We start from the raw sequence: 23,009 nt of genomic DNA on the forward strand, positions 1-23,009 counted from the left end.
AAAAGGGGAAACGCCATGAAACTCTATACCGAGAACTACCCCGCGCCCAATCCGCGCAAGGTCCACATCTATCTGGCCGAAAAGGGCATCGCCGACGTCGAGCGCGTCCATACCCGGATGATGGAGCGCATGCACAAGGCGCCCGATTTCATCGCCAAGAACTCGCTCGGCCAAGTGCCGGTGCTGGAGACCGATGACGGCCGCTTTCTCTCCGAATCCGTCGCGATCTGCCGTTATTTCGAGGCCCTCCATCCGGTGCCGCCGCTGTTCGGGCGCAGCCCGTTCGAGATGGCGGAGGTCGAGATGTGGATCCGCCGCGCCGAATTCCGCCTATGGACGCCGATGGGCCAGGTCTGGATCCACGACGACGCGCGCACCGCCCGCGTCAATCCCAACCAGTTCAAGGACTATGGCGCGCATATGCGCCGCGTCACCGCCGGCGCGATGAAATGGCTCGATAAGGAATTGTCCGGCGGCGGGCAGTATCTGGTCGGCGACTATTTCTCGATGGCCGACATCGTGCTGCTCTGCGGCCTCGACTTCGCGAGATTCGTCGATATGCCGATCCCGGCGGATCTGACGCATCTGACCGCCTGGCACGCCCGCGTCTCGGCACGGCCGAGCGCGCGCGCCGAAGGGGTGAAGGCGGCGGCCTAAAGCAGGGCTGCGAGCCGCGCGAAGGCGGCGCGCGCGCCGGCCGGCGCCTTGACCCGCGGCAGCGTGACGGTCGGCACGCCGACGAAGCGGCGCAGCGTCGACACCGTCTCGTCCAGCGGCACGGCGCCATCGCCGCTGTCGTTCACCACCAGCGCCGCGACCTTCAGCTTGGCGCGCGCGATCACCTCGAGCGCGGTCAGCGTGTGGCTGATGCTGCCGAGATAGGAACCCGCGACGACGATCAGCGGGATGTTCAAGGCGCGCATCCAGTCCAGCACCGTGACCCGCGCGTCGAGCGGCACCATGACGCCGCCGACGCCTTCGATGAACAGCATGCCGCCGCGGCTGGCGGCGGCCGCGTCCTCGCACAGCGCGATGAGATCGTTGAAGACGATGGTCCGCTCCTCGCGCGCCGCCGCCATGTCGGGCGACAGCGGCGCGGCGAACTGCCAGGGCGACAGGCGGTCCAGCGCCTCGGGCGTCACCGGCTCGCCCAGCGCCTCGAGCAGCACGCCCGGATCGCTGAGCGCCGAGGTCGCGACGTCGAAGCCGCTGACGATCGGTTTCAAGGCATCGACCTTCTTGCCCGCGTCGCGAAAGGCGCGGATCAGCCCCGCGGTGACGAAGGTCTTGCCGATGTCGGTGCCCGTGGCGGTGACGAAATATGCGGTCAAAGAATCTGCTCCCGTACGAGGCGCGCCAAGCGCGCGATGTCTTGTTCCGGATGTCCGGCGGTGAAGGCGAAGCGCAGCCGCGCGGTGCCCGCGGGCACGGTCGGCGGCCGGATCGCGGCGACGAGGAAGCCTTCGCGTTCGAGCGCCGCCTGTGCCGCCAGCGCGCGCGGCGCCTCGCCCAGCAGCAGCGGCACGATGGGGCTTTGCGCCGGCGGCAGATCGAGCGCCTGCGTGAAGGCCCGTGCCTTGGCCAGCGGCCGCGCCGCCAGCGCCGGATCGTCCGCGACGATGTCGAGCGCCGCGATGGCCGCCGCGACGCTCGCGGGCGGCAGCCCGGTCGAATAGATCAGCGTGCGCGCCCGCGTTTTGATCAAATCGATCACCGGCCGCGAGGCGCACAGATAGCCGCCATAGGAGCCGATCGCCTTCGACAGCGTCCCCATCTGCAGGTCGACCGCCGCCTTCGCTCCATCGACGAAGGCCGAACCGCGGCCATCGGCGAGCACGCCGAGACCATGCGCATCGTCCGACATCGACCAAGCGTCATGCTCGCGCGCCAGCGCGGCGAGGTCGCGCAGCGGCGCGAGATCGCCGTCCATCGAGAACACGCCGTCCGTGACGATGAGGGCATGGCGATATCGGCCGCGCATCGCCCCAAGCAGGTCGCGCGCATGCGCCACGTCGTTGTGCCGGAAGGTGATCACCGTCGCGCGCGACAGCTGTGCGCCCGCCCACAGGCAGGCATGCGACAAGGCGTCGACCAGCAGAAGGTCGCCCTCGCCGATCAGCGCCGGAATGATGCCCGCATTGGCGAGATAGCCCGAGCCGAAGACGCAGGCATCCTCGGTCTCCTTCCACGCCGCCAGCCGCGCCTCGAGCCGTGCATAGAGCGGATGGTTGCCGGTCACCAGCCGCGAGGCCCCCGCGCCGGCGCCATGCCTCTCGATGGCGGCAATGGCGGCCGCCTTCACCCGCGGGTGGTGCGTGAGGTTCAGATAGTCGTTGCACGAGAAGGACAGCAACCGCCGGTTCCCCCGGGTCACCCAGAGCCCGTCCGCGCGCGCCGTTTCGTGCGGGAAACGCCGCAAATGCGCCGTCTCCAGCGCGGCCAGCTTGGCGGAGGCGACGTGATCGAGCGATGGCATATGTCCGGTTCGGCACCCAGCTTGCGCGTTATCGTCCGCCCCTATAATGGCTCAAGGTCCGCGCTACAAATCAGGTGTCCCATGAACGCTCCCGCTCCCGAACTCCATGACGGCGCCGTGCGGCATGATTGGACGCGGGAGGAGATCGCGCGGCTCTTCGCCCTGCCCTTTGCCGACCTGATCTTCCGGGCCCAGACCGTGCACCGGCAGAACTTCGCGGCGAACGAGGTGCAGATCTCGACCCTGCTTTCGATCAAGACCGGGGGCTGCCCGGAGGATTGCGGCTATTGCTCGCAAAGCGCCAGCCACGAGACCGGGCTCAAGGCCTCCAAGCTGATGGAGATCGAGAAGGTGTTGGCCGATGCGCGCGCCGCCAAGGCCGCCGGCGCGACGCGCTTCTGCATGGGCGCCGCCTGGCGCTCGCCCAAGGACAAGGATCTCGAGGCGGTGTGCACGATGGTCGAGGGCGTCAAGGCGCTCGGCATGGAGACCTGCGTCACGCTCGGCATGCTGACCGGTCCGCAGGCGGCGCGGCTGAAGACCGCCGGGCTCGACTACTACAACCACAACATCGACACCTCGCCGGAATATTACGGCGAGATCATCACCACACGGACGTTCCAGGATCGTCTCGACACGCTGGAGCAGGTGCGCAACGCCGGCATCCATGTGTGCTGCGGCGGCATCGTCGGCATGGGCGAGGCGGAGAACGACCGCGTCGGCATGATCCATGCCCTCGCGACCCTGCCCGAACATCCGCAGAGCGTGCCGATCAACGGTCTGGTCAAGGTCAAGGGCACGAAGCTCGGCGACAGCGCGGCGCTCGACGCCATCGACTTCGTCCGCACCATCGCGGTGGCGCGCATCGTGATGCCGCAGTCGATGGTGCGCCTCTCCGCCGGCCGCGGCGAGATGAGCGACGAGACCCAGGCCCTGTGCTTCCTTGCGGGCGCCAACTCGATCTTCTACGGCGAGAAGCTGCTCACCACGCCGAACCCCGAAGAGAGCCACGACCACAAGCTGTTCGAAAAGCTCGGCATCGCGCCGATGGCGTTATAAATTGAACGTCATGGCCGGGCTCGTCCCGGCCATGACGATGTGGATATACTGTGACGGAAAAAATAGACTGGTACGCGCAGGGCCTGCCGCACATCTGGCTGCCCTACACCCAGATGAAGACCGCCAACCCGCCTCTCGCCGCGGTGCGCACCCAAGGCACCCGCATCACCCTCGCCGACGGCCGCGAGCTGGTCGACGGGATCGCGAGCTGGTGGACCGCCTGTCACGGCTACAACCATCCCCACATCGTCGCGGCGATCCAGGCGCAGGCGGCGCAGCTGCCGCATGTCATGCTCGGCGGCCTCGTCCATGAGCAGGCGCTGACCCTGGCGCAGCGCCTGTGCGCCATCGCGCCCGGCGCCATGGAACGCGTGTTCTTTTCCGATTCCGGCTCCGTCGCGGTCGAAGTCGCGATGAAGATGGCGACGCAATACTGGCTCAACCGGGGCGTCCGGGGACGGACGAAATTCCTCGCCTTTCGCGGCGGCTATCACGGCGACACCATCGCGACCATGGCGGTCTGCGACCCCGACGAAGGCATGCATGCCCTCTTCACCGGCCTGCTGCCCGAGCATCACGTGATCGACCTGCCGCGCGACGAGGCGAGCATCGCCGCCTTCGACGCGTTCCTCGAACGCCACGCGCCCGAGATCGCCGGCATCCTGGTCGAACCGCTGGTGCAAGGTGCCGGCGGCATGCTGTTCCACGACGCGCGCGTGCTGCGCCGGCTGCGGGCCGCCGCCGACAAATATGAACTGCTGCTGATCTTCGACGAGATCTTCACCGGCTTCGGACGCACCGGCGCGATGTTCGCCTGCGAGGCGGCCGAGGTCGCGCCCGACATCCTGACGGTCGGCAAGGGCCTGACAGGCGGAACCCTGCCGCTCGCCGCGACGCTCGCGACCGCCAAGGTGTTCGACGCCTTCTGGTCCGACGATCCGGGCAAGGCGCTGATGCACGGCCCGACCTATATGGGCAATGCGCTGGCCTGCGCCGCCGCCAATGCCTCGCTCGACCTCTTCGAACGGGAGAATCGCCTGCTCCAGGCCGCCGAGATCGCCAAGACGATGGCGCCGGCGCTGGGTGCCTGCCTCGGACTCAAGGGCGTCCGCGACGTCCGCGTGCGCGGCGCCATCGGGGTGGTGGAGCTGGATGGCATCGCCGATCTCAACGATCTCAAGCGCCGGCTGGCGGCGCGGGGTGTCTGGGTACGTCCGTTCCGCAATATCGTCTACCTGACGCCGGCCCTGACGATCGGCCCCGACGACCTGAAGACGCTGACCGACGCCGTCGTGGCGGTCGTGTCGCAAGGAGCATGAGCGATGCGCTGGCTGATCTACCTGGTCGTGATCCTGGCAGGGATGCTGCTGTTCAGCCAAGTGGTCGTCCTGATCGGGCTCGACGATATGCCCGGCGACATCACCTATAAGGCCTCGGAAACCTGGACTATCCACATCCCCGTGCTCTATTCGCTGGGGGCTGTGGCGTTGGCGGGGCTTATCTTTTGGGCGGTCAAGCGGTAAGACCCGCCGTAACCCCGCAAGCGCCCGAGTCGCCCATGACGCACCGCCCGATCCGCCGCGCGCTCCTTTCGGTTTCCGACAAGACCGGCCTCGTCGAATTCGCGCAGGGACTTGCGCGCCACGACGTGTTCCTCATCTCCACCGGCGGCACCGCCAAGGCGCTGCGTGATGCGGGCCTGACGGTCGCCGACATCTCCGAGGTCACCGGCTCGCCCGAGATGATGGACGGCCGCGTGAAGACGCTGCACCCCAAGGTCCATGGCGGCCTCCTGGCGCTCCGTGACAAGCCCGACCACGCCGAGGCGATGACGAGCCATGGCATCGAAGGCATCGATCTGCTCGTCTCCAACCTCTATCCCTTCGAGGCGACGGTCGCGAAGGGCGCGGGCTTCGAGGACACGATCGAGCAGATCGACATCGGCGGTCCCGCGATGACGCGCTCGGCGGCGAAGAACCACGAATGGGTCGCGGTCGTCGTCGATCCGGAAGACTACAGCTTCGTGCTGGGCGAGATGGATGACAACAAGGGCACGGTGTCGGGCGCGCTGCGCCGCCGTCTGGCGCAGATCGCCTTCGCACGCACTGCCGCCTACGACGCCGCCGTATCGAACTGGTTCGCGGGCGAGCTCGCGCGGAACGGCGACAAGGCGCCGCCGCGCCGCCGCAGCTTCGCCGGCATGCTGCGCCAGCCGCTGCGCTATGGCGAGAACCCGCACCAGGAGGCGGCGTTCTACGTCACCGGCGATCCGCGCCCGGGCGTCGCGACGGTGCAGCAGCTCCAGGGCCGCGAACTCTCCTACAACAACATCAACGACACCGACGCAGCCTATGAGCTGGTCGCGGAGTTCGCGCCCACCGCTTCGGCCGCCTGCGCCATCATCAAACATGCCAATCCCTGCGGCGTCGCGCTCGCGCCGACTCTCGCCGACGCCTATCGCAAGGCGCTGGCCTGCGACCCGGTCAGCGCCTTCGGCGGCGTGCTCGCCTTCAACCGCACGCTGGACGGCGAGACCGCCGAGGAGATCGCCAAGCTCTTCACCGAAGTGATCATCGCGCCCGATGCGGACGAAGATGCGCGCAGGATTCTCAGCAGCCGGCGCAATCTGCGCCTGCTGATCGCCGGCGGCCTGCCCGATCCCGACAGCGCCGGCCTCACCTTCCGCTCGGTGTCCGGCGGCTTCCTGGTGCAGACGCGCGACAATGGCCGCGTCGCGCGCGCGCAACTGAAGGTCGTCACGAAGAGACAGCCGACCGAGCAGGAGCTCACCGACATGCTGCTCGCTTCGACCATCGGCAAGCATGTGAAGTCGAACGCCGTGGTCTATGTGAAGGACGGCGCCACCGCCGCGATCGGCGCCGGCCAGATGAGCCGCGTCGACTCCGCGCGCATCGCCTTCCTGAAGGCCAAGGACGCCGCCAAGGCCGCCGGCTGGGCCGAGCCGATGACCAAGGGCTCTTCCGCCGCGTCGGAGGCGTTCTTTCCGTTTCCCGACGGGCTCCTTGCCGTCGCCGAAGCCGGTGCCACGGCGGTGATCCAGCCCGGCGGCTCGATCGGCGACAAGGCGGTGATCGACGCCGCCGACGAAGCCGGCCTTGCCATGGTCTTCACCGGCATGCGGCACTTCCGGCACTAGCGCGCCGCCGTGCCCCACACAAGGCGGGTTCAACAATCGAGGCGATATTTTAAAACCGTCATGGCCGCCCTCGTGGCGGCCGCCCATGAACACCCATTTGGCAGGGAGTTCATGGGTCGCCGGGACGAGCCCGGCGATGACGATGTGGTGATAGTGCGCATCACCAAACGGCCGCCTGCGCGGGCACGACAGTGAAGAGCGATTCTCTCACCGCCCACGCCCACAATCCGCCCCATTCCCGATTAACCATGTAAACCGCACACACAGAGCGAACGAACCCACCGGATTCGCGCTGGCACGTTTTCTCTGTTAACGTTAAACCTAATTAGACAAACGTTTTTGGGTTTTGCGGTCGGGGGAATTGGCCGTGGATTATTCGGGCGTATATCGCGCCATCCGGCAGGCTGGATTGGCGCTCGGGCTGGCAGCGGCCGCGATCTTGATTCCGCCGGCCGGCGCCGCCGACTATGCCGACGGCAACTACGCCGCCAATCACATCAGCCTCGAAGCTGCGGTCCGCATCTGGCGCGCCGCCTCCTGGGCCAATGACGACTTCCTTGCCCAGGTGCGCCTCGGCGACGTCTATTCCAACGCCTCCGACAGCCGCTTCTACGATCCGGTCGAAGCCTATGTCTGGTTCTACATCGCGGGCCGCAACAAGGCCGGGCACGGCCGCTATTGGGGCGACGAGGCCGCCGACGTGATGCGCACCAGGCGCGGCCATGCCCTCGCCAAGCAGGGCGAGCTCCTGCTCGAATTGTCGAACAGCCAGCGCAGCGATGCCCGCGACCGCATCACCTACATCCTCAGCTGCCGCGGCGCGAACGGCTTCCTGGAACTCGGCCGCATCACGACCAACACGCACAGCCGCGACTATGACGATGACGAGGATGGCGGCTACGACAATGGTCGCGGCCGCGACCGCCGCGGCCCGCCGCCGACGGTGATGACGCCGAACGACTCCGAGGCGCTGGTCTATTTCCATATCGCCGACGCGATGGGCAGCCCGCTCGGCCGGCCCTATCTCAATACGCTCGAAGGCGCCATGCGCAGCTCCTATCTGGGCAACCGCATCGTCGACAAGCAGGCGAAGGCCTTCCATTACTGGACACCGCCCTTCGAATTCTATCCGCCCGGCGACTCCGCCGGCGGCGTGCCGCTCAGCGACGAATGCCCGGTCGGGATCGAGCGCTCGCGGGCGCTGGCCCTCGCCGCCGCGGTTCCGCCGGAGGCGACGCGCCACGCGCTCTATTTCCTCGGCTTCAAGGGACCGCAGGCGATCGTGAAATACCAGGCCTCGCTGCCCGACGAGGCGACGGGACGGCTGACGGCGAGCCAGCTCGTGCGCGCGATCCAGAGCGCGGCGGTCGATGGCGACGCGGAATCGCAGAACACGCTGGGCGTGATGTATGCCAAGGGCCTGGGCGTCGTGACCAATTATGTCCGCGCCGAGTACTGGTTCGCCAAGGCCGCCGACCAGCGCTATCCCGCGGCGCTCTATCATCTGGGCGTGCTCTACAAGGTCGGGCCGCCCGGCATCGAGCAGGACCTGCACAAGTCGAACGACTACATCACCAGTTCCGCCGTCGCCGGCTTCCGCCCGACGATGAACCAGCTTGGGGCCTTGCTGAACGCCGCCGCGAACGAGCCACCGCGTCCCGGCCAGAATTGAGAGGTATGCCATGACGACATTCCTGCGCAGACTGGGCTTGCCCGCAGGCCTGCTGATGGCGGCACTGCTGCTGCCCGCCGGAGCCAGCGCCGGCGTTGCGACCAGCGGCGCGGTGCTGCTCGATCCCTTCGATCCGGTGCCGGAGATCCAGTTCCATCATTTCGGCGGCTATGGCGGCGGCTGCAGCTATGGTTGCGGCGGCTATCGCGATGTCGATTGCGACGAGGGCTGTTATCGCCGCCATCACTACCGCCACTATTATCGCCACGAAGGTCGCTGCGACGACGAGTGCGGCGACGGCGACCGCCACGACCATCATGACGGACATGACGGCGAGCATGACGGGCCGGCGCCCTGCACCAGCGCGCGCTGCTACGATGCGGAGCACTATGAACGGCGCTGGCGCGACGGCGACCATGTCGGGCAGGAATGGCTGGATCGCGGACGCCGCGAGCGCGTCCTTCCGGACGAGGCGCATGGCCATGACTGGTATGGCCACAGCGACGCCGACTGGCGCGACGATGACGACCGCGGCCCCGATGCTCCGCCGCCGCATCATGACGATCACGACGATCACGACGGTCATGACGGTCATGACGGTCACGATGGGCATGATGGGCACGGCCATTGACCGAGCTTCGCCTTCCTTTCCCCTCGTAACCACGGGCAAGGAAAAGAAGTCCATCGCCCTGACCGCGCTCCGCGGCGATGTCTTCGGTCGACCTTTGCATGCCGGACGCCGGACGCTAGAGTCGATCGGTCGCGCTTCGCGCGAGCCGGGGGGCCGGGCAATGACGGAAGTGAAATGGGTAAACTCAATCCAAATCCGCTTTAGCTTGGCGGTCTCGGCGTGCTTTCGATCATCTCCCGGATTTTCGTCGCCAGGACGTCCATCGTGAAGGGCTTGGCGACGATCTCCATGCCTGAGGCGAGAAACGCGCTGCCGGCAGCCTTCTCGGCATAACCCGTCATGAAGAGGACTTTCAGGTTCGGGCGCGTCTCGCGCGCGGCATCGGCCAGCTGGCGGCCGTTCAGCCCCGGCAGCCCGATATCGCTGACGAGCAGATCGATGCGCTGGGCGGATTGCAGGATGCGCAAAGCCGACTGTCCGTCATGCGCTTCGAGGGCGAGATAGCCCAGATCGTTCAGCAACTCGACGATCAGAAGCCGCACGACCGCTTCGTCTTCGACCACGAGAACGACCTCGTTCGCGCCCGCCGGGCTGTCGCCGGCGTCTTCCGCCGCCGCAGTCACCGCGGCATCGCCGACATAGCGAGGCAGAAGAATCTCGATCATCGTGCCCTTGCCCACGGCGCTTTCGATCCGCACCGAGCCGTCGGATTGGCGGATATAGCCGTAGATCATGGAGAGGCCCAGGCCGGTGCCCTGCCCGATCGGCTTGGTGGTGTAGAACGGGTCGAACGCACGGGAGCGCACGTCCGGCGGCATGCCGACGCCGGTATCGGTGACGCGCAAGGACACGTATTCGCCGGGCGGCAATTCGTACTGCAGCGCCTCGCGCTGGCCGAGCACGATATTCTCGGTCGAGATCGTCATCCTGCCGCCCTCGGGCATCGCATCGCGCGCGTTGATCGTCAGATTGAGCAGGGCGTTTTCGAGCTGGTTGCTGTCGCAGCGCACGAGCCAGAGATCGGCTGCGGGCACGACGCTCATGGCGATCGTCTCGCCGATGGAGCGGCGCAACAGCTCTTCGACCGAAGCGATCAGGTCGTTGGCATCGACCGGACGCGGATCGACCGGCTGGCGCCGGGAAAAAGCGAGCAGCCGGTGCGTGAGTGCGGCCGCACGGTTGGCCGACGCCACCGCGCCGTCCAGGAAGCGGTCGACGTCGCCGATGCGGCCCTCGGAGATTCTTTTGCGGACGCGATCAAGCGCGCCGATGATGCCCTGCAGAAGATTGTTGAAATCATGCGCGATCCCGCCGGTCAGCTGACCGACGGCCTCCATCTTCGCGCTCTGCCGCAGCGCCTCCTCGGCTTCGACGAGCTGCGTGCTGCGCTCGATGACGCGCTGCTCGAGCGTGGCGTTGAGCTCCGCCAAGGCCTCCGCCGCCGCCTGCCGCGCGGCTTCGGCGCTGCGGCGCTCGTTCACGTCGCGCAGGATGGCGGTGACGAAGACCCGCGCCTCGCTCTGCCATCGGGAAAAGGAGACTTCGAGATAGGTGATGCTGCCGTCCTTGCGCCGCGCGACGACCTCGACGGGCTGCTGGACCGGCCGCCCGGCGATGATGGCGGCCAGCGCTTCGCTCCAGCTGTGCTGATCCTGGAACAGGATCTCCACGCTCCGCCCGACCAGCTCGGCGGAATCGTACCCGAACTGGCTCTGTGCCGCCGGGTTTGCAAGCTGGATCGTGCCGACCTCGTCCAGCGTCACGATCACGTCGGGCGCGCTGTCGACCACCGCATCGTAGCGTGCGTTCTGGCGGTCGCGCAGCACACGCTCGCGTTCCGCCGACACCGTGACGTCGACGACCTGAATGAGGCATAGCGTGGCCGGCGCCTTGCCGACGGCGCCGACCATCACGTCGTGAACGAGCTTGCGGCCGGCGCGAGTCCTCAGCGGGAAGAGCGATGGATGCAGCGAGTGCGTCAGCAGGCTCGAAACGCCGGACTCGAATGCCGACGCGACGGCGGATGCCAGCCTCGGCGATTTCCCGTCCGGAAATATCTGCTCGAAGGTCTTGCCCGCCGCGGCGTCGGAGCTCACGCCGCACATCGCGGAGAACCACGCATTCCACAGGATCACCCGGCATTTGCGATCCAGCAATATCAAGCCGGTGTCGAGCGCATCGAAGATCGCGCGGGAATAGTCCTGTCCGGCCTCAGACATCGGCTTCCGGTGTACCACCGGCGCGCACGATGTAATCGTCCAGCAGCGCCGTGAGCGCCGCCAGCGATGGCATGTCCATCAACATCGCGATGTAGCCTTGAAGATCGCGGTCTTTCACCGAAAAATTGATGTAGACGAACAGCACCACGTCGCCGGCCTCGGGCGGCGGCTCGAGGCTGAACAGCGTCTGGCTGTCGCCGCGCAGGATCTCCGGCAAGGATATCTTCAAAGTGCGCTGCAACTCGTTCGCTATGGTCGCCAGGCAGCCGTTGAGGATGATGTTGCCGGTCTCGGCGAGCGCTTCCTGCTCGAGCTCGATGATGTCTTCGAGCGGCAGGTCGCCGTTCGTGACGGCGCGTACGAGTTCGAGGCTTTTCGTCTCCGGGAAGATCAGGAGCACGCGGCCCGTGATGTCGCCCTCGAACACCTGATGGACGGCGACGAGATTGCTGTGCCCGGTCTTGCTCAAGACCTCGATGGCCCGGTCCCTGCTCACCAGTTCGACGCTCGGGACCGAGAGCAGCACCTGTCGGGCAACCATCTCGCGAAGGCTGACGGCAGCCTTGCTGACGCCGAGATTGACGAGCTCCGTCAGGGCATCGAGCTGAAGCTCGGTGATCACCGTGGGGTTGGCGAACGTCACCGACCCACCGCTTTCAGTTTCTTCTCCGCGACGTCCAGGAAATCCGTCAACGCCTTTTCCGTGATGGGCTTGGAAAGAAACACCGCGCCGAGCGCGATCGCGCGATCGACAACTTCCTGCTGATGGTTCGCGGAAATGATCGCGACCTGCATGTTTGGCTTGAGAGAGCGCACTTCGGCCGCCAGGTCCAAACCGTCACGTCCGGGCATGTTGAAATCGAACACGGCGATGTCGGGATCGGCGGTCTTCACTTGCACGAGCGCTTCATCCGCATTGGCGGCCTCGATCCTCGTCCAGCCGGGATGAACGGCACTCAGCACCTTGGCAACCGCCATCCGCGCCAGCTTGCTGTCGTCAACCACGAGCACTTTCATGAACACCCAGCCTGCCAATAAGAATTCCGATTTGAGAAAGTTCTCGAAGAAACGCGCGATGGCGGAAAAGGCCCGTTGCGCGCGCGCAACCTAGGGCAATGAAATTGCCGAGAAAAGGACTCATTTCAACCCAGCAAATCCGCCAGATCGAGCACCAGCAAGACCCGGCCGTCGCCCATCAGGGTCGTGCCCGCGATGCCGGGGGTGCCGGCGAGAAGGCCTTCGGTCGGCCGGAGCATGATGTCCATCCGCTCGCCCAGCCGGTCGATCTCCAGCGCGCCCAGCTCCGTGGCCATTTGTGCGATGACCACAAAGGCCTCATGCGCCGGGGGCGATGTACCGCCGCGTCCGAGCGTCGCGGCCAGATCGATGAGCGGTATCGTGCGGTCGCGCAGGACGAACGCCGCGATCTTGCCGATGGGCCGGATGCGTTCGCGCGGCAGGCGGGCGGTCTCGACCACCGAGTCGAGCGGAATGCCGAAGAGCTGGCCGCCGGCCTCCACCGTCATCACCCGCGTCATCATGATGCTGAAGGGTAACGTGAAGCGCACCGTGCTGCCCTTGCCCCTGTCCGTCGACAGGCCGACGCGGCCGCCGATGCGCTCGACGGCGGCCCGCACCGCGTCGAGCCCGACGCCGCGGCCCGAGAGATCGGTCACCGCGCTCGCGGTCGAAAAGCCGGGCGCGAAGATGAGATCGGCAAGGTCCCGATCGCTCATCGCCGAGAGGCTCTCCAGCGTCGCGACCCCGCGCTGCAAGGCCACCTCCCGCACGCGATCCAGGTCGACACCGGCGCCGTCATCCGCCACTTCGACGACGACATGGTCTCCCTGGCGCGACGCACGCAGCCTTATCGTGGCGACCACCGGCTTGCCGGACGCCACCCTGTCCTTTGGCGCCTCGATGCCATGATCCATCGCGTTGCGCACGATGTGCAGCAGCGGCTCGAACAGCATCTCGACGATCGCCTTGTCGGCCTCGGTATCGTCGCCCTCCGTAACCAGGCTGGCCGGCTTGTCCAAATCCACGGCCAGTTCGCGGATGACACGCGAGAAACGCTGGAAAACATTTCGCAGCGGCAGCACGCGCAAGGCCAGCACCGACTCCTGCAGCCGCGCAGTGAGCCGCTCGAGGCGGGCATATTCCTGCTTCAGCAATGCCGCGACATCGCCTTCGCCCGATCCCGCCCGCTTTGCGATATGGCCGATCGCGTTCTTGGCGACCATGAGTTCCCCCGTGAGGCTTACGAGCGCATCGATCCGCTCGGCATCGACGCGCAGAACGCGCGACGGTGCATCGGCCTTCGACGGCGCGCCGCCGCCCGCCTTGGGCGCCTCGCCCAGGGCATGCCGAATGGCGCTCGCCAGCGCGTCCGGCTGCACGCTCGGACCAGCCAGAACTGCTTCCTCCAGCGGTTCGCCTCCGACACCCGATTTGCGAAAGACATTCGCGGTAACGCGTATCGCCGACGCCAGCCGGCCTTCCGATGCCGCCCATTCCGGATCGGCGATCAGCAGAAGCTGTTCCGCGAGGATCGCGCGGGCGACGGCGCCGATCGGGGCGGCGACTTCCACCGCCTGCACGACGCCAACGCTCGCACCAGGCCGTGCCGCCTCGAACCTCGCGGCCATCGCATCCGCGGCGGCGTCGGGCGCCGCCGGCAAATCGCCCGAGGCTTCGATCTGGTCGAGCCATTGCAACACGAGATCGATGCAGGACAGGCCATCGCCGATCAGGCCGGACGATATCTGCAGATCGCCCGCGCGCACCGCAGCCAAGGCATCCTCCGCCGCATGCACGGCCCGCGACATCGCCATGAAATCCACGATTCCGGCGCCGCCCTTCATTGTGTGGAAGGCACGGAACGCGGCATCGATCCTGCCCTTGTCCTCCGGCGCGGCCTCGAGCGCGAGAAGCTCCGCCGTCGCCTGTTCGCAAAGCTCGCGTGCTTCCAGCACGAATTGTTCGAGAAACTCGTTCATGCCGGACCGCCACAAAGCAATGCCACGTGATCGACCAGGGATTGCTTGCCGACCGGCTTTGTGAGGTAGAAATTGGCGCCCGCCTTTCGCGCGGCATTCCGGTCCCGGACTTTCGCTTCCGTGGTCGTCACCAGCGCCGGGATGCCGCCATGCGGGAGCGGTTGGCGGCGCAGCATATCGAGGAACGTCATGCCGTCCATCTGCGGCATGTTGATATCGACGATGAGAAGGTCTGGCGCGTTCTCCAGCAGTTTCTCCATCGCCTCGATACCGTTGAGCGCTTCGTCGACCGTGTAGCCGGCCGTCTCGAGGATCTGGCGATAATAGCGCCGCATCAGATCGGCGTCGTCCACGACGAGAACCCGCTTCGCATCAACCACGCCTATCCCCCATCGGTCTGCGATAAACAATGGCGTCCGCGAACCGGCACACTTCGAACAAGGGCGAGATGCGACTCATGGATTCGGTATGCCCCAGGCAGATATAGCCGCCGGGCGCGAGGTTCTCATAAAGGTTCTCCGCGGCGACACGCCGGGAGGTGTCGTCGAAATAGATCAGCACATTGCGGCAGAAGATGACATCGAATAGTCCATGCGGGCGGGTTTCGGCGCGCTCCACCAGATTGGCGGGCGTGAACCGCACGGAATTCCGCAGGTCGTCCAATATCTGCCAGCGATCGCCGCCAAGCGCGACGAAGTATTTGTCGATCAGCGCGGGAGAAAGCCGCATGAGCGCCCGCTTGCCGAAAACGCCCTCGCGCGCCGCCGAGAGAACTTCGGTGTCGATATCGGAAGCAACGATCTCGATATCGTGCGCGTCTACCTGCGGCCAGTTCTCCAGCAGCCACATCGCGATCGAGTAGGGCTCCTCACCCGTCGAGCAAGGCACCGACCAGATGCGCATGGTTTCGCCGTTCTGCTTCACCTTCAACCGCTCCTCCAGTAGATTCGCGGTCAGGCATTGAAGCTGATGATCCTCGCGATAGAAATAGGTCTCGTTGACGGTGAAGGCATTGACGAACTGCTCGATCTCGCCGTCGATATCGCCGCGCAGCCGCGCGAAATAATCGGCAAAAGTGCTTGCACCCGTCGCCGCCATGCGGTCGGCGACGCGGCGATCGACGAAGTAGCGGCGCGTCTCGTTGAACGTCATGCCCGTGCGGCGATAGAGGTACTCGCACAGCCTGCGATATTCTTCGTGCGTGATCGGCGCGCTGTCAGCCACGGGGTGCGCTCAGGCGCTCGGAGGCCGCGGCGATGGCGAACAGCAGGAAGGGATCGTCCGGAAAGCGATCGGCACAACGCGCCAGAGACGGCAGCGCCTCTCCATCGCCGATCTCGGTGAGCACCTCGATGGCGGCGGCGCAGACATTGGGTTGCGGATCGCTGTCGATCAGGGCACAGAGCAGGCCCTGCACCACCGCGCCGTCCAGTTCGCGCGCGAGATCGCAGGCGAGAAGCCGGACATCGCTGTCGGCGTCCGCCAGCAAAAGGGGGAGCTGGACCGCGATCACCGCCGGTGCCGTCCGCAGCGCATCCATCGCACCGGTGCGCAAATGCGATTCATCGGAACGCAGCGATTGCAGCAACACGTCTATGCTCTCCGAAGACGCGAGCTTGACCAGCGCCGTGAAGATCGCCTCGCGTACCCGCGCATCGCCTTCGTGGATCAGAGCCCGCGACAGCGTTGCGACGCTTCCGTGCCCGGTCGCCGCATCGCGGACCGCCGTCCACCGGACATCCGGAGAGGGATCCGCCAATCGAGACGCGAGGTCGCCCTCTGTCGTCGGCGGTGCGAGCGCCGTGTCAGGCGCTTTTCGTATCAGCGGCATGGAACGGGACCAATTGTTGCAATTTCTCCGCGATCTTCTGCACCGGCAAAATCCAGTCGGCACCGCCGGCTTTGACGAGCTCGCCCGGCATGCCCCATACCACGGCGGTCTCTTCGGCCTCCGCGATGGTTCGCCCTCCTAACGCGCGAAGCCGCGCCATGGCTGCAGCGCCGTCATTGCCCATGCCGGTCATGAGGACGCCTATGAGCTGGCTCGCGGGGATGCCGAGCAAAGCGCTGCTGACGAGCCGGTCGGCGCTCGGATGCCAGGGATAATCTTCGGGCGCGGCGGGGGCCGCGAAGAAATCCGGTCCCCTGCGCGAAACCACCACATCGCCGTCGCCCCGGCCAATATAGGCGCGGCCCGGTTCGAGGATCGTGGCGCGTGTGACCTCTTCGATCCGCAACTGGCAAATCCCGTCCAGCCGCCGCGCCAGCGGGCCGGTGAAGCTCGCCGGCATATGCTGCGCGATCACGATAGGCCAGGGAAAGGTGGCGGGGAGCGGCGTCAGCAGGGCTTCGAGCGCCGGCGGCCCACCGGTGGACGTTCCGACCAGGACGAGCCCAGCGCCTTCGGCATGCCCATCGGCGCCCAGCAGGGGCAACACCGGACTTCGGAGCACCGGGGCACGTCCGATGCGATGGCGGATGCGTTCGCGCAGGCGCAGACTCGCCTTCAGTTTCGCGCCGGCCGCCGAGCGCACCTTGGCGATGAACAGCGGGGCGAAGACGTCCATATGAAGGCTCACCGCGCCTTCCGGCTTGGCGACGAAATCGACGGCGCCCAGCCGCAGGGCCTCCAGCGTGGTCTCGGCACCCTCGGCCGTCAGCGACGACACCATGACCACGGGACAGGGCCGCTCCAACATGATGCGGTCGAGACATGCGAGGCCGTCCATCTCCGGCATATGGATGTCGAGGGTGATCACGTCGGGCCGGAATGCCTCGAGCTGCTTGAGCGCCTCCAGCCCGTTGCGGGCGAACGCGACCTCGAAATCCGCTTCGCCTTCCAGAACCCGGCCGAACAGTTTCCGCACCAGCGCGGAATCGTCGACCACCAGGACCTTCGTCACTTCGCCGCCTTTGCCTTGGCTTCGAACGCGTCGAGCAACCCGTGCTCCGCGCGCGTCAGCAGTTCCGCGGGATCGAGCAGAAGGACGATGCGGCCCTGGCCTTCGAGATTGACGACGCCATGCACAAGCCGCGTGATGTCGCCCGTCAGGTCGGGCGGCGGCTCGATCGCATCGGCCGCGCAGCGCAGCACTTCCGATACGCTGTCGACGATGAGACCGGCGCGATGGCGCTCCGTCCGAACCACGATCAGTCGGCGGCCGTCGCCGCTCTCCAGCACCGGCATATCGAAGCGGCGACGCTGGTCCACGACGGGCAGCACCTCGCCGCGCAGGTTGACGACGCCTTCGAGGAATTTCGGCGTCCTGGGTATGCGCGTCACCTGTTCGGGCACACGCGCCACTTCGTCCACGGATTCGATCGGCAGACCGAACTCGTCGTCGCCGAGGCGGAAGACCACGAATCGGCGTTCGGCGGATCGCGCCGCGGCGTCGGCCTGCGGCCTGCCTTGTCGGGCTGGCCCGATACGTTGCATGACGTCCTCCCGGAAGAGCCGATCCGGCGCGAGAATCGAGATCAGGCGCTTGCCCGCGTCGCCGCGATAGATCGCCGCGATCCGCGTCTCGCCGCCCGAGCGCGCCGCCAGCACCGAAGGCACCGGATCGATCAACTCGCGCTCCGCCTGGATGACCGCGCGCACCCGGTCCGCGACGAGGCCGACGACCGCGCCGCCGACCGACGTGACCAGAACCTTCTCGCTTGCATCCGGCACGCCGGGCTTGAACCCCAGCAGGCCGCGCAAAGACAGCAGCGGCAAGAGCTGGTCGCGGAAGGCCATCATGCCGACGACCAACTCCTCGGCGTGGGGCATCGCGGTGATCGTCTCGGGCGACGGCACGATCTCCTGCACCGCAGACAACGCAAGCGCATATTCCTGCCCTGCCACGTCGAAGGTGACGAGAACCTCGGCATCACCTCGAAGGTCGCTCTCGACAGTTTTCACGGCACCGAGCGCCGGCGCGGCCGGCTGGCGCTTGCGTTGCGCGCGCGCCGCAAAAACATCATCGAGCAGCGCCTTGATGTCGACGATTTTCGCGATGCCCTGGCCGTGGACCTCGAACGCGCCGATCAGTTTCTCGCCGCCCCTCGCCGCGAGTTCCGCCTGGCGGGTTTCGATCTTTTCGGCCGCGACCGTCACCAGCGCTTCGATGCCGTCGACCGCGATGGCCGCCGGCGCCGCGCCGTCGAGAACGATCGCGCGCGTCGCAGACAGATCGGCGTCGTCCCCACCCAGCAACACCCGCAAGCTCGCGAGCGGAAGCACCGTGCCGCGCAAGTTGGCGACGCCGATGAGCGCCTTGGGCGCCTGCGGCACCTTCGCGACCTGCGGCAGACGGATGACCTCGACGACCTCCTCCGCCGGCAGGGCGTAGAGCCGCCGATCCAGACGAAAGGTCAGGAAACGCCGCGACGCGCCGGAAATCTGGGCGTCAGCCATTTTGCTGTTTCAATGTATCCGCCAGGGCCGCAATCTCCTCGATGGCGGCAGCGAGGTCGTCGGCGCCCTGCGCCTGCTGTGCCGACGCCGTCGCCGCCTGGCGCGAAGCGTTGCCTGCCTCTTCGGCCGCCGCGGCGATCTGGCGTGCTCCCGCCGCAGTCTCAGACGCACTCGAAAGGATCGCTTCGGCGCCATCGAGGATGGCCTTGTTGCCCGCGCTCACCGCGGCCACTTCGGCCGCGACCTTGTCCAGCGCACCGAAGACGTTGCGGTTGTTCTGCACCTCGATCTCGGCGGTCGCGATGCTCAGTTCCAGGTCGCGCTTGAGGGCCGCGATCTGCTCGAGGATGCCGCGCACCGTATCCTTGGCGCGGTCCACATTGTCGGCCGCCTCGCGCGCCAGAACGCGGATGTCGCCCGACACCACCGCAAAGCCGCGCCCTGCCTCGCCCGCGCGCGCCGCCTCGACCGAGCCGCTCACCGCCAGCATGCTGGTCTGCACCGCGATCAGGGCGATGGCGTCCACGATCTTCTCGATGCGCCGGCCGACCGCTTCGAGCTTCGCAATGGTCGCGACGCTCGCCCTCGTCTCCGTCAGCGCCTCTCCGACGCCGTTCATGAGCTTCTCGATGGATTGGCGGCTTGTCGCGAGCGATTCTTCCAGCTTGCGCACGCGCGCATTGGCATCGGCGACGTTCCTTTGCGCGATCCGCGCGCTCTTCTCGATCTGCGACAGCGCGGCGGCGGTTTCATGCGTCGCGGAGGCTTGTATCTGCGAGCCGCGATTGATCTGCTCGACGGCCGCCATGATCTGCGTGGCGGCGCTGGTCAGTTCCTGGATGGTCGCCGAAAGCTCTTCCGCGGTGGCGCCGATCTGCTCGGCGCCGGACGCGCCCGCCTTGCCGGTGCGAAGCTGCTCGGCAAGCGCCGCGAGGTTCTGCGCCGCGATCTGCCCCTGTTCGAGCGACTGTGCCTGCTCCTGAATCGCGGATTGCGCTTCGCTCGCCCCGGCCGATTGCTCTTCGGCGGCGCTCGCGACCTGTTCCGCGCCCTTCTGCGCCTCCGCCGCGGCGCGTTCTGCTTCGGACGCGGCCGTCAGGACGTCTTGGCTGCCCTCCGCAAGGCGCGCCATGTCCTCGCGCCGCGCGTCGAGCGCCTCGACGACGGCTGACGCAGCTTTCGCCTCGCCTGCCGAAGTCGTCGCGGCGCTCCTCACGCTCGCGACCGCGCCCCGCACCTCGTTCTGGATATCGCCCGCGAGGCCTTTGACCTCCTGCGCGCTTCCTTCCGAAGTCTCGGCCAAAGCCCGCACCTCGTCGGCCACGACCGCGAAGCCGCGGCCGTGATCGCCGGCGCGCGCCGCCTCGATGGCCGCGTTGAGCGCCAGGAGATTGGTCTGGTCGGAGATCCGGCTCACGGTCTGCGTGATCTCGCCGATGTCCCGGGCGCGGCGTTCGAGTTCGGAGATGATCTCGATCGACGCTTCCTGACGCTTGGCGTTGCGCTCGATGGCGCGGGCCGACGTCGTGATCTGGCCCGACGTCTCCGCGAGCAGCGACTGCACCGCTTCGGTCCGGCGCCGCGAGGCGTCCGCCTCGGTGCGGGCGGTGCGCAACGCGTCGAAGATGCGCTTGATCGCGCCGAGCTGCTCTTGGGAAGCGCCGGCCGCTTCTTCGGCCCCGCCCGCGATCTGCTCCATGGAAGCGCGAAGCTGGTTCGCCGCCGCCGACGCTTCGGTCAACCCGCTCGCCAGCTGTTCGGTCGCAGCCGCCACGCGCTCGGACAAGGTTTCCTTCCCGCGCAACTTCGCGGCCGGCGCCTTCACCGCCGCCGCTTTCGCAGGCAAGGGCCGGCTGTCAGCTTTGTTCGCGGAAATCTTGGTCGTTTTGACGAGAGCCATGAGGGTCCGTATCCGAAGGAGCTGCGACGCGGGAGGCGAGAAGCTGCGAGCGTAGTCCACAACATTCGGACATCCAACTCGGCCCGAAAACCCGTCGAAACCACCGGCGAAGGCATGGTCGACCGTCAAGCGCTGCCAAACCTTGCCCGACCGGGATGCGTTCTGGAGATTGTCCGGTGCGTGCGGTCGACGAGCAGCGCCAGCCCTAAACCGCGACGGCGCGCTCCTCCTTCACGAAGGCCATCAGCACGAGACCCAGCGCCAGGAAACCCAATATTGCGAGCATTCCGCCGCGCTGGCTGAGGGTCAGCGCCGTCATCGCCGTCACCGAAACATTCGCCAGGAAGGTCGTCGAGGTGCCCGACAGCGACATCAGCCCGAAGAACTCCGTCATCTTCTCCGGCGGCGCGAGCCGCGCCATCATGGTGCGCGCATTGGCATAGCCCGCGGTGATGCACACCGCCACGCCGTTGACCAGCATCAGATAGATGACCTGCGGCCAGGTATTGAAGAACGGCAGCGCGTCGATGTGCGGTGCATGCACGTCATAGGGGATGAACCAGAGGATGCGGTCGGGCGCCATCGTCAGCCCCGCGGCGAAGAAGATCAGCGTCCCGCCGACGCTCACGAAGATGGCGCGCTTGGAGCCCAGGTGGTTGTCGAGCCAACCGCCGAAGAAGCCGCCGAGCACCGCGAACACGCTGAGCTCGATCCCGTAGACGATCATCGCCAGCGCGCCGAAATCGAACGTCCCGGCGGCGTAGATGCCGCCGAACAGCAGCACCGCGCTCATGCCGTCGTTGAAGAACACGCGGGCGACGAGATAGGTCGCGACGTTGCGGTAGTGCCGCAGGCTCTTCACCGTGCTCCACACCGCGCGGATGCCCAGCCGCATCTGCCGCCCGAGCGGAACGCCGGTGTCGGGCTTGTCGGGCGTGAAGAGGAACAACGGCAGGCTGAACACGAGCAGCCACAGGCCCGAGACCGGCCCCGACAGCCGCTCCGGCTCGTGCGCCGCCTGGCTCACGCCGAACAGCGGATGGCTCGGCACGAAAGACCAGTCGACGTGCCCCGGGAGCGAGAACGCGATCATCATGAAGACGAGCAGGACGATGCCCGCGAGATTGCCCAACGCCAGGCCGAGACCGGAAAGCGGCCCGACACGTTCCGGCGGCGCGATGGTCGGCAGCATCGCATTGTGGAAGACCGAGGAGAACTCATAGGCGAAATTGGCCGCCACGATCGCGACGCCGATCAGCACGAGCTGGCCGGTCGAGGCGTGCGGCACGCCGTACCACATCGCCAGCATCGCGACCGCCATGATCAGGGTGTAGACGAAAATCCAAGGCTTGCGGCGTCCGCCGATATCGGCGATGGCACCGAGGAAGGGCGCCGCCACCGCGGTCGCGAAACCGCCCCAGGAGGAGATCGCCGACCAGATGATCTGGCCGCGCACCGGATCGCCGACGATGTGCCGCGTGAAATAGGGCGCGAACAGATAGATCGTGACGAGCAGGATATAGGGGATGCGAGCGCACTCGAACATCGCCCACGAGATCTGGCCGAGCCGGCTGGCGATCGGCCCGCCGGTCGCGGAGATGCCGGCCGGCTTGTGCAGCCAGGCCGCGAGGCCGGTGGCTGCCAAGGCCGCCTGCGAAGCGGGATCCGTGGGTTCGCCGGCCGTTGCCGGCTCCGCGTCCGCCAAACGCCGCGCGGGCTTGGCGCCCGCGTCATTGGAAGACTTCACCCGTCTCCACTCCCCAGATGTTTCTCTTGTCGACCCAGCCGTCGACGCCCGCAGCTTCGACTTCGCAGAATTGAGGCTCGCATGCCTTGAGCCGGGCCACAACGCCGGGCTGGGCATAGGCCACGATAGCCGCTTTGGGGTCGCCGGCACGGCGCAGGGGTGACTTTGTAAATCCGATGAACAGGACGGTGCGGCGATCGCTGAGCTGGGTCCGGTGCATCCAGCCGATCGTCCCGTCCGAATCCTTCACCCGGCGCCACGCATCGTAGCTGGCGATGATCTTCACGGGATAATCCTTGTGCTGATAAATCCACAAGATGCGGTGGGAATAGGACGGTCCCTCACGCAGGTTCGCCTCGCCGCGGCGGATGCTCGCATAATGCGGCACGTTCGGCGGCGGCGTCTCGGCGGACAACAGGACCAAAGCCGCCAGGATCGCGGCGGCACGCAATATTCTCGGAGAATCGCTGATCATCGCGGCGCAAATGATACGGCCCGGCGGCCGCTTTTCGAGAGGATTGATGCGGTGCGACGACATAGGTTCCCGTCCGCCCGCTTGGTCTTGGGAACGTCTCGCATCTGTGCCGGTACGCTGAACGGTCGATGGGAACTGTTCGAGCGGCCGAGAACCGGTCCGGCAGGCGCGCCGGTTGGCGGCGCCCGGCATCGCCGGCCACGGGGCATCCGAGCCACCTTGTAAGCCCCGGCAGGCATGGCAAAGTCCAAGGATCGCCATTCCCTCGGACAAGC

General features: G+C 66.8%; 21 protein-coding genes. 7 read left to right on the top strand and 14 right to left on the bottom strand.

The annotated features are described in order from the left end of the window. The first annotated feature begins 15 nt into the window (after positions 1-15). A complete protein-coding gene (locus WDM91_08760; GenBank protein MEI9994670.1) occupies positions 16-657 on the top strand; it encodes a glutathione S-transferase family protein in 642 nt (213 codons plus the stop codon). Here the strand turns inward: WDM91_08760 and bioD are convergent. Both bioD and bioF read right to left on the bottom strand, forming a co-directional pair. Next, positions 654-1,331, bottom strand: coding sequence for a dethiobiotin synthase (gene bioD, locus WDM91_08765; protein ID MEI9994671.1), 678 nt, complete (start codon positions 1,329-1,331; stop codon positions 654-656). The two genes, WDM91_08760 and bioD, sit on opposite strands and share 4 nt — an antisense overlap. Continuing rightward, positions 1,328-2,476 carry an 8-amino-7-oxononanoate synthase gene (gene bioF, locus WDM91_08770; protein MEI9994672.1) on the bottom strand — a complete coding sequence of 383 codons (1,149 nt, stop codon included), beginning with the start codon at positions 2,474-2,476 and terminating at the stop codon, positions 1,328-1,330. Before bioF ends, bioD begins: the two co-directional genes overlap by 4 nt. Positions 2,477-2,557: 81 nt before the next feature. On the opposite strand from bioF, the gene bioB reads away from it, so the two are divergent. The 6 genes from bioB (at position 2,558) to WDM91_08800 (ending at position 8,995) form a co-directional block, all read left to right on the top strand. Then, entirely contained in the window at positions 2,558-3,535 is a 978-nt protein-coding gene (gene bioB, locus WDM91_08775) for a biotin synthase BioB (GenBank protein MEI9994673.1), read from the top strand. A gap of 50 nt (positions 3,536-3,585) precedes the next feature. Next, the gene (locus tag WDM91_08780; GenBank protein MEI9994674.1) at positions 3,586-4,854 is read left to right on the top strand and encodes an adenosylmethionine--8-amino-7-oxononanoate transaminase; all 1,269 of its coding nucleotides are present in this window, start codon (positions 3,586-3,588) and stop codon (positions 4,852-4,854) included. A gap of 3 nt (positions 4,855-4,857) precedes the next feature. Continuing rightward, on the top strand, positions 4,858-5,058 hold the full coding sequence (locus tag WDM91_08785) for a DUF2905 family protein (GenBank protein MEI9994675.1): 201 nt from the start codon (positions 4,858-4,860) through the stop codon (positions 5,056-5,058). Between the two features lie 35 nt (positions 5,059-5,093). Beyond that, positions 5,094-6,692 carry a bifunctional phosphoribosylaminoimidazolecarboxamide formyltransferase/IMP cyclohydrolase gene (gene purH, locus WDM91_08790; GenBank protein ID MEI9994676.1) on the top strand — a complete coding sequence of 533 codons (1,599 nt, stop codon included), beginning with the start codon at positions 5,094-5,096 and terminating at the stop codon, positions 6,690-6,692. A 367-nt stretch (positions 6,693-7,059) separates the two neighbouring features. Further along, complete coding sequence (locus tag WDM91_08795; GenBank protein ID MEI9994677.1) at positions 7,060-8,364, top strand: tetratricopeptide repeat protein; 1,305 nt, start codon at positions 7,060-7,062, stop codon at positions 8,362-8,364. A gap of 10 nt (positions 8,365-8,374) precedes the next feature. Beyond that, positions 8,375-8,995: a hypothetical protein gene (locus WDM91_08800; GenBank protein ID MEI9994678.1), complete on the top strand. Its 621-nt coding sequence runs from the start codon at positions 8,375-8,377 to the stop codon at positions 8,993-8,995. A 200-nt stretch (positions 8,996-9,195) separates the two neighbouring features. On the opposite strand, the gene WDM91_08805 is transcribed toward WDM91_08800, so the two are convergent. The 12 genes from WDM91_08805 to WDM91_08860 form a co-directional block, all read right to left on the bottom strand. Next, positions 9,196-11,214, bottom strand: a complete 2,019-nt coding sequence (locus tag WDM91_08805; protein ID MEI9994679.1) for a PAS domain S-box protein — start codon at positions 11,212-11,214, stop codon at positions 9,196-9,198. Beyond that, a complete protein-coding gene (locus tag WDM91_08810) occupies positions 11,207-11,857 on the bottom strand; it encodes a chemotaxis protein CheX (protein ID MEI9994680.1) in 651 nt (216 codons plus the stop codon). The genes WDM91_08805 and WDM91_08810 overlap by 8 nt, the downstream gene beginning before the upstream one ends. Next, a complete protein-coding gene (locus WDM91_08815) occupies positions 11,854-12,231 on the bottom strand; it encodes a response regulator (protein MEI9994681.1) in 378 nt (125 codons plus the stop codon). The genes WDM91_08810 and WDM91_08815 overlap by 4 nt, the downstream gene beginning before the upstream one ends. 125 nt (positions 12,232-12,356) lie before the next feature. Continuing rightward, positions 12,357-14,213, bottom strand: a complete 1,857-nt coding sequence (locus WDM91_08820) for a chemotaxis protein CheA (GenBank protein MEI9994682.1) — start codon at positions 14,211-14,213, stop codon at positions 12,357-12,359. Next, positions 14,210-14,593: a response regulator gene (locus WDM91_08825; GenBank protein ID MEI9994683.1), complete on the bottom strand. Its 384-nt coding sequence runs from the start codon at positions 14,591-14,593 to the stop codon at positions 14,210-14,212. Before WDM91_08825 ends, WDM91_08820 begins: the two co-directional genes overlap by 4 nt. Beyond that, the gene (locus tag WDM91_08830; GenBank protein ID MEI9994684.1) at positions 14,586-15,437 is read right to left on the bottom strand and encodes a protein-glutamate O-methyltransferase CheR; all 852 of its coding nucleotides are present in this window, start codon (positions 15,435-15,437) and stop codon (positions 14,586-14,588) included. Before WDM91_08830 ends, WDM91_08825 begins: the two co-directional genes overlap by 8 nt. After that, positions 15,430-15,972: a HEAT repeat domain-containing protein gene (locus tag WDM91_08835; GenBank protein MEI9994685.1), complete on the bottom strand. Its 543-nt coding sequence runs from the start codon at positions 15,970-15,972 to the stop codon at positions 15,430-15,432. The genes WDM91_08830 and WDM91_08835 overlap by 8 nt, the downstream gene beginning before the upstream one ends. 46 nt (positions 15,973-16,018) lie before the next feature. Beyond that, on the bottom strand, positions 16,019-17,116 hold the full coding sequence (cheB, locus tag WDM91_08840; GenBank protein MEI9994686.1) for a chemotaxis-specific protein-glutamate methyltransferase CheB: 1,098 nt from the start codon (positions 17,114-17,116) through the stop codon (positions 16,019-16,021). Next, positions 17,113-18,612, bottom strand: coding sequence for a chemotaxis protein CheW (locus WDM91_08845; GenBank protein MEI9994687.1), 1,500 nt, complete (start codon positions 18,610-18,612; stop codon positions 17,113-17,115). The genes cheB and WDM91_08845 overlap by 4 nt, the downstream gene beginning before the upstream one ends. Next, entirely contained in the window at positions 18,605-20,512 is a 1,908-nt protein-coding gene (locus WDM91_08850; protein MEI9994688.1) for a methyl-accepting chemotaxis protein, read from the bottom strand. The genes WDM91_08845 and WDM91_08850 overlap by 8 nt, the downstream gene beginning before the upstream one ends. A 205-nt stretch (positions 20,513-20,717) precedes the next feature. Next, positions 20,718-22,259, bottom strand: coding sequence for an MFS transporter (locus tag WDM91_08855; protein MEI9994689.1), 1,542 nt, complete (start codon positions 22,257-22,259; stop codon positions 20,718-20,720). Further along, positions 22,243-23,007 (bottom strand): SH3 domain-containing protein, encoded by a 765-nt coding sequence (locus WDM91_08860; protein ID MEI9994690.1) that lies wholly within the window; start codon positions 23,005-23,007, stop codon positions 22,243-22,245. The genes WDM91_08855 and WDM91_08860 overlap by 17 nt, the downstream gene beginning before the upstream one ends. Between the last annotated feature and the right edge of the window lie 2 nt (positions 23,008-23,009).

The sequence above is a fragment of the Rhizomicrobium sp. genome, from assembly GCA_037200385.1.
GTDB lineage: Bacteria > Pseudomonadota > Alphaproteobacteria > Micropepsales > Micropepsaceae > Rhizomicrobium.

Coding starts and splice junctions, on each gene's coding strand:
- WDM91_08760 (MEI9994670.1), top strand. CDS start 16: ATGAAACTCTATACCGAGAACTACCCCGCGCCCAATCCGCGCAAGGTC.
- bioF (MEI9994672.1), bottom strand. CDS start 2,476: ATGCCATCGCTCGATCACGTCGCCTCCGCCAAGCTGGCCGCGCTGGAG.
- bioB (MEI9994673.1), top strand. CDS start 2,558: ATGAACGCTCCCGCTCCCGAACTCCATGACGGCGCCGTGCGGCATGAT.
- WDM91_08785 (MEI9994675.1), top strand. CDS start 4,858: ATGCGCTGGCTGATCTACCTGGTCGTGATCCTGGCAGGGATGCTGCTG.
- purH (MEI9994676.1), top strand. CDS start 5,094: ATGACGCACCGCCCGATCCGCCGCGCGCTCCTTTCGGTTTCCGACAAG.
- WDM91_08800 (MEI9994678.1), top strand. CDS start 8,375: ATGACGACATTCCTGCGCAGACTGGGCTTGCCCGCAGGCCTGCTGATG.
- WDM91_08805 (MEI9994679.1), bottom strand. CDS start 11,214: ATGTCTGAGGCCGGACAGGACTATTCCCGCGCGATCTTCGATGCGCTC.
- WDM91_08815 (MEI9994681.1), bottom strand. CDS start 12,231: ATGAAAGTGCTCGTGGTTGACGACAGCAAGCTGGCGCGGATGGCGGTT.
- WDM91_08820 (MEI9994682.1), bottom strand. CDS start 14,213: ATGAACGAGTTTCTCGAACAATTCGTGCTGGAAGCACGCGAGCTTTGC.
- WDM91_08845 (MEI9994687.1), bottom strand. CDS start 18,612: ATGGCTGACGCCCAGATTTCCGGCGCGTCGCGGCGTTTCCTGACCTTT.
- WDM91_08850 (MEI9994688.1), bottom strand. CDS start 20,512: ATGGCTCTCGTCAAAACGACCAAGATTTCCGCGAACAAAGCTGACAGC.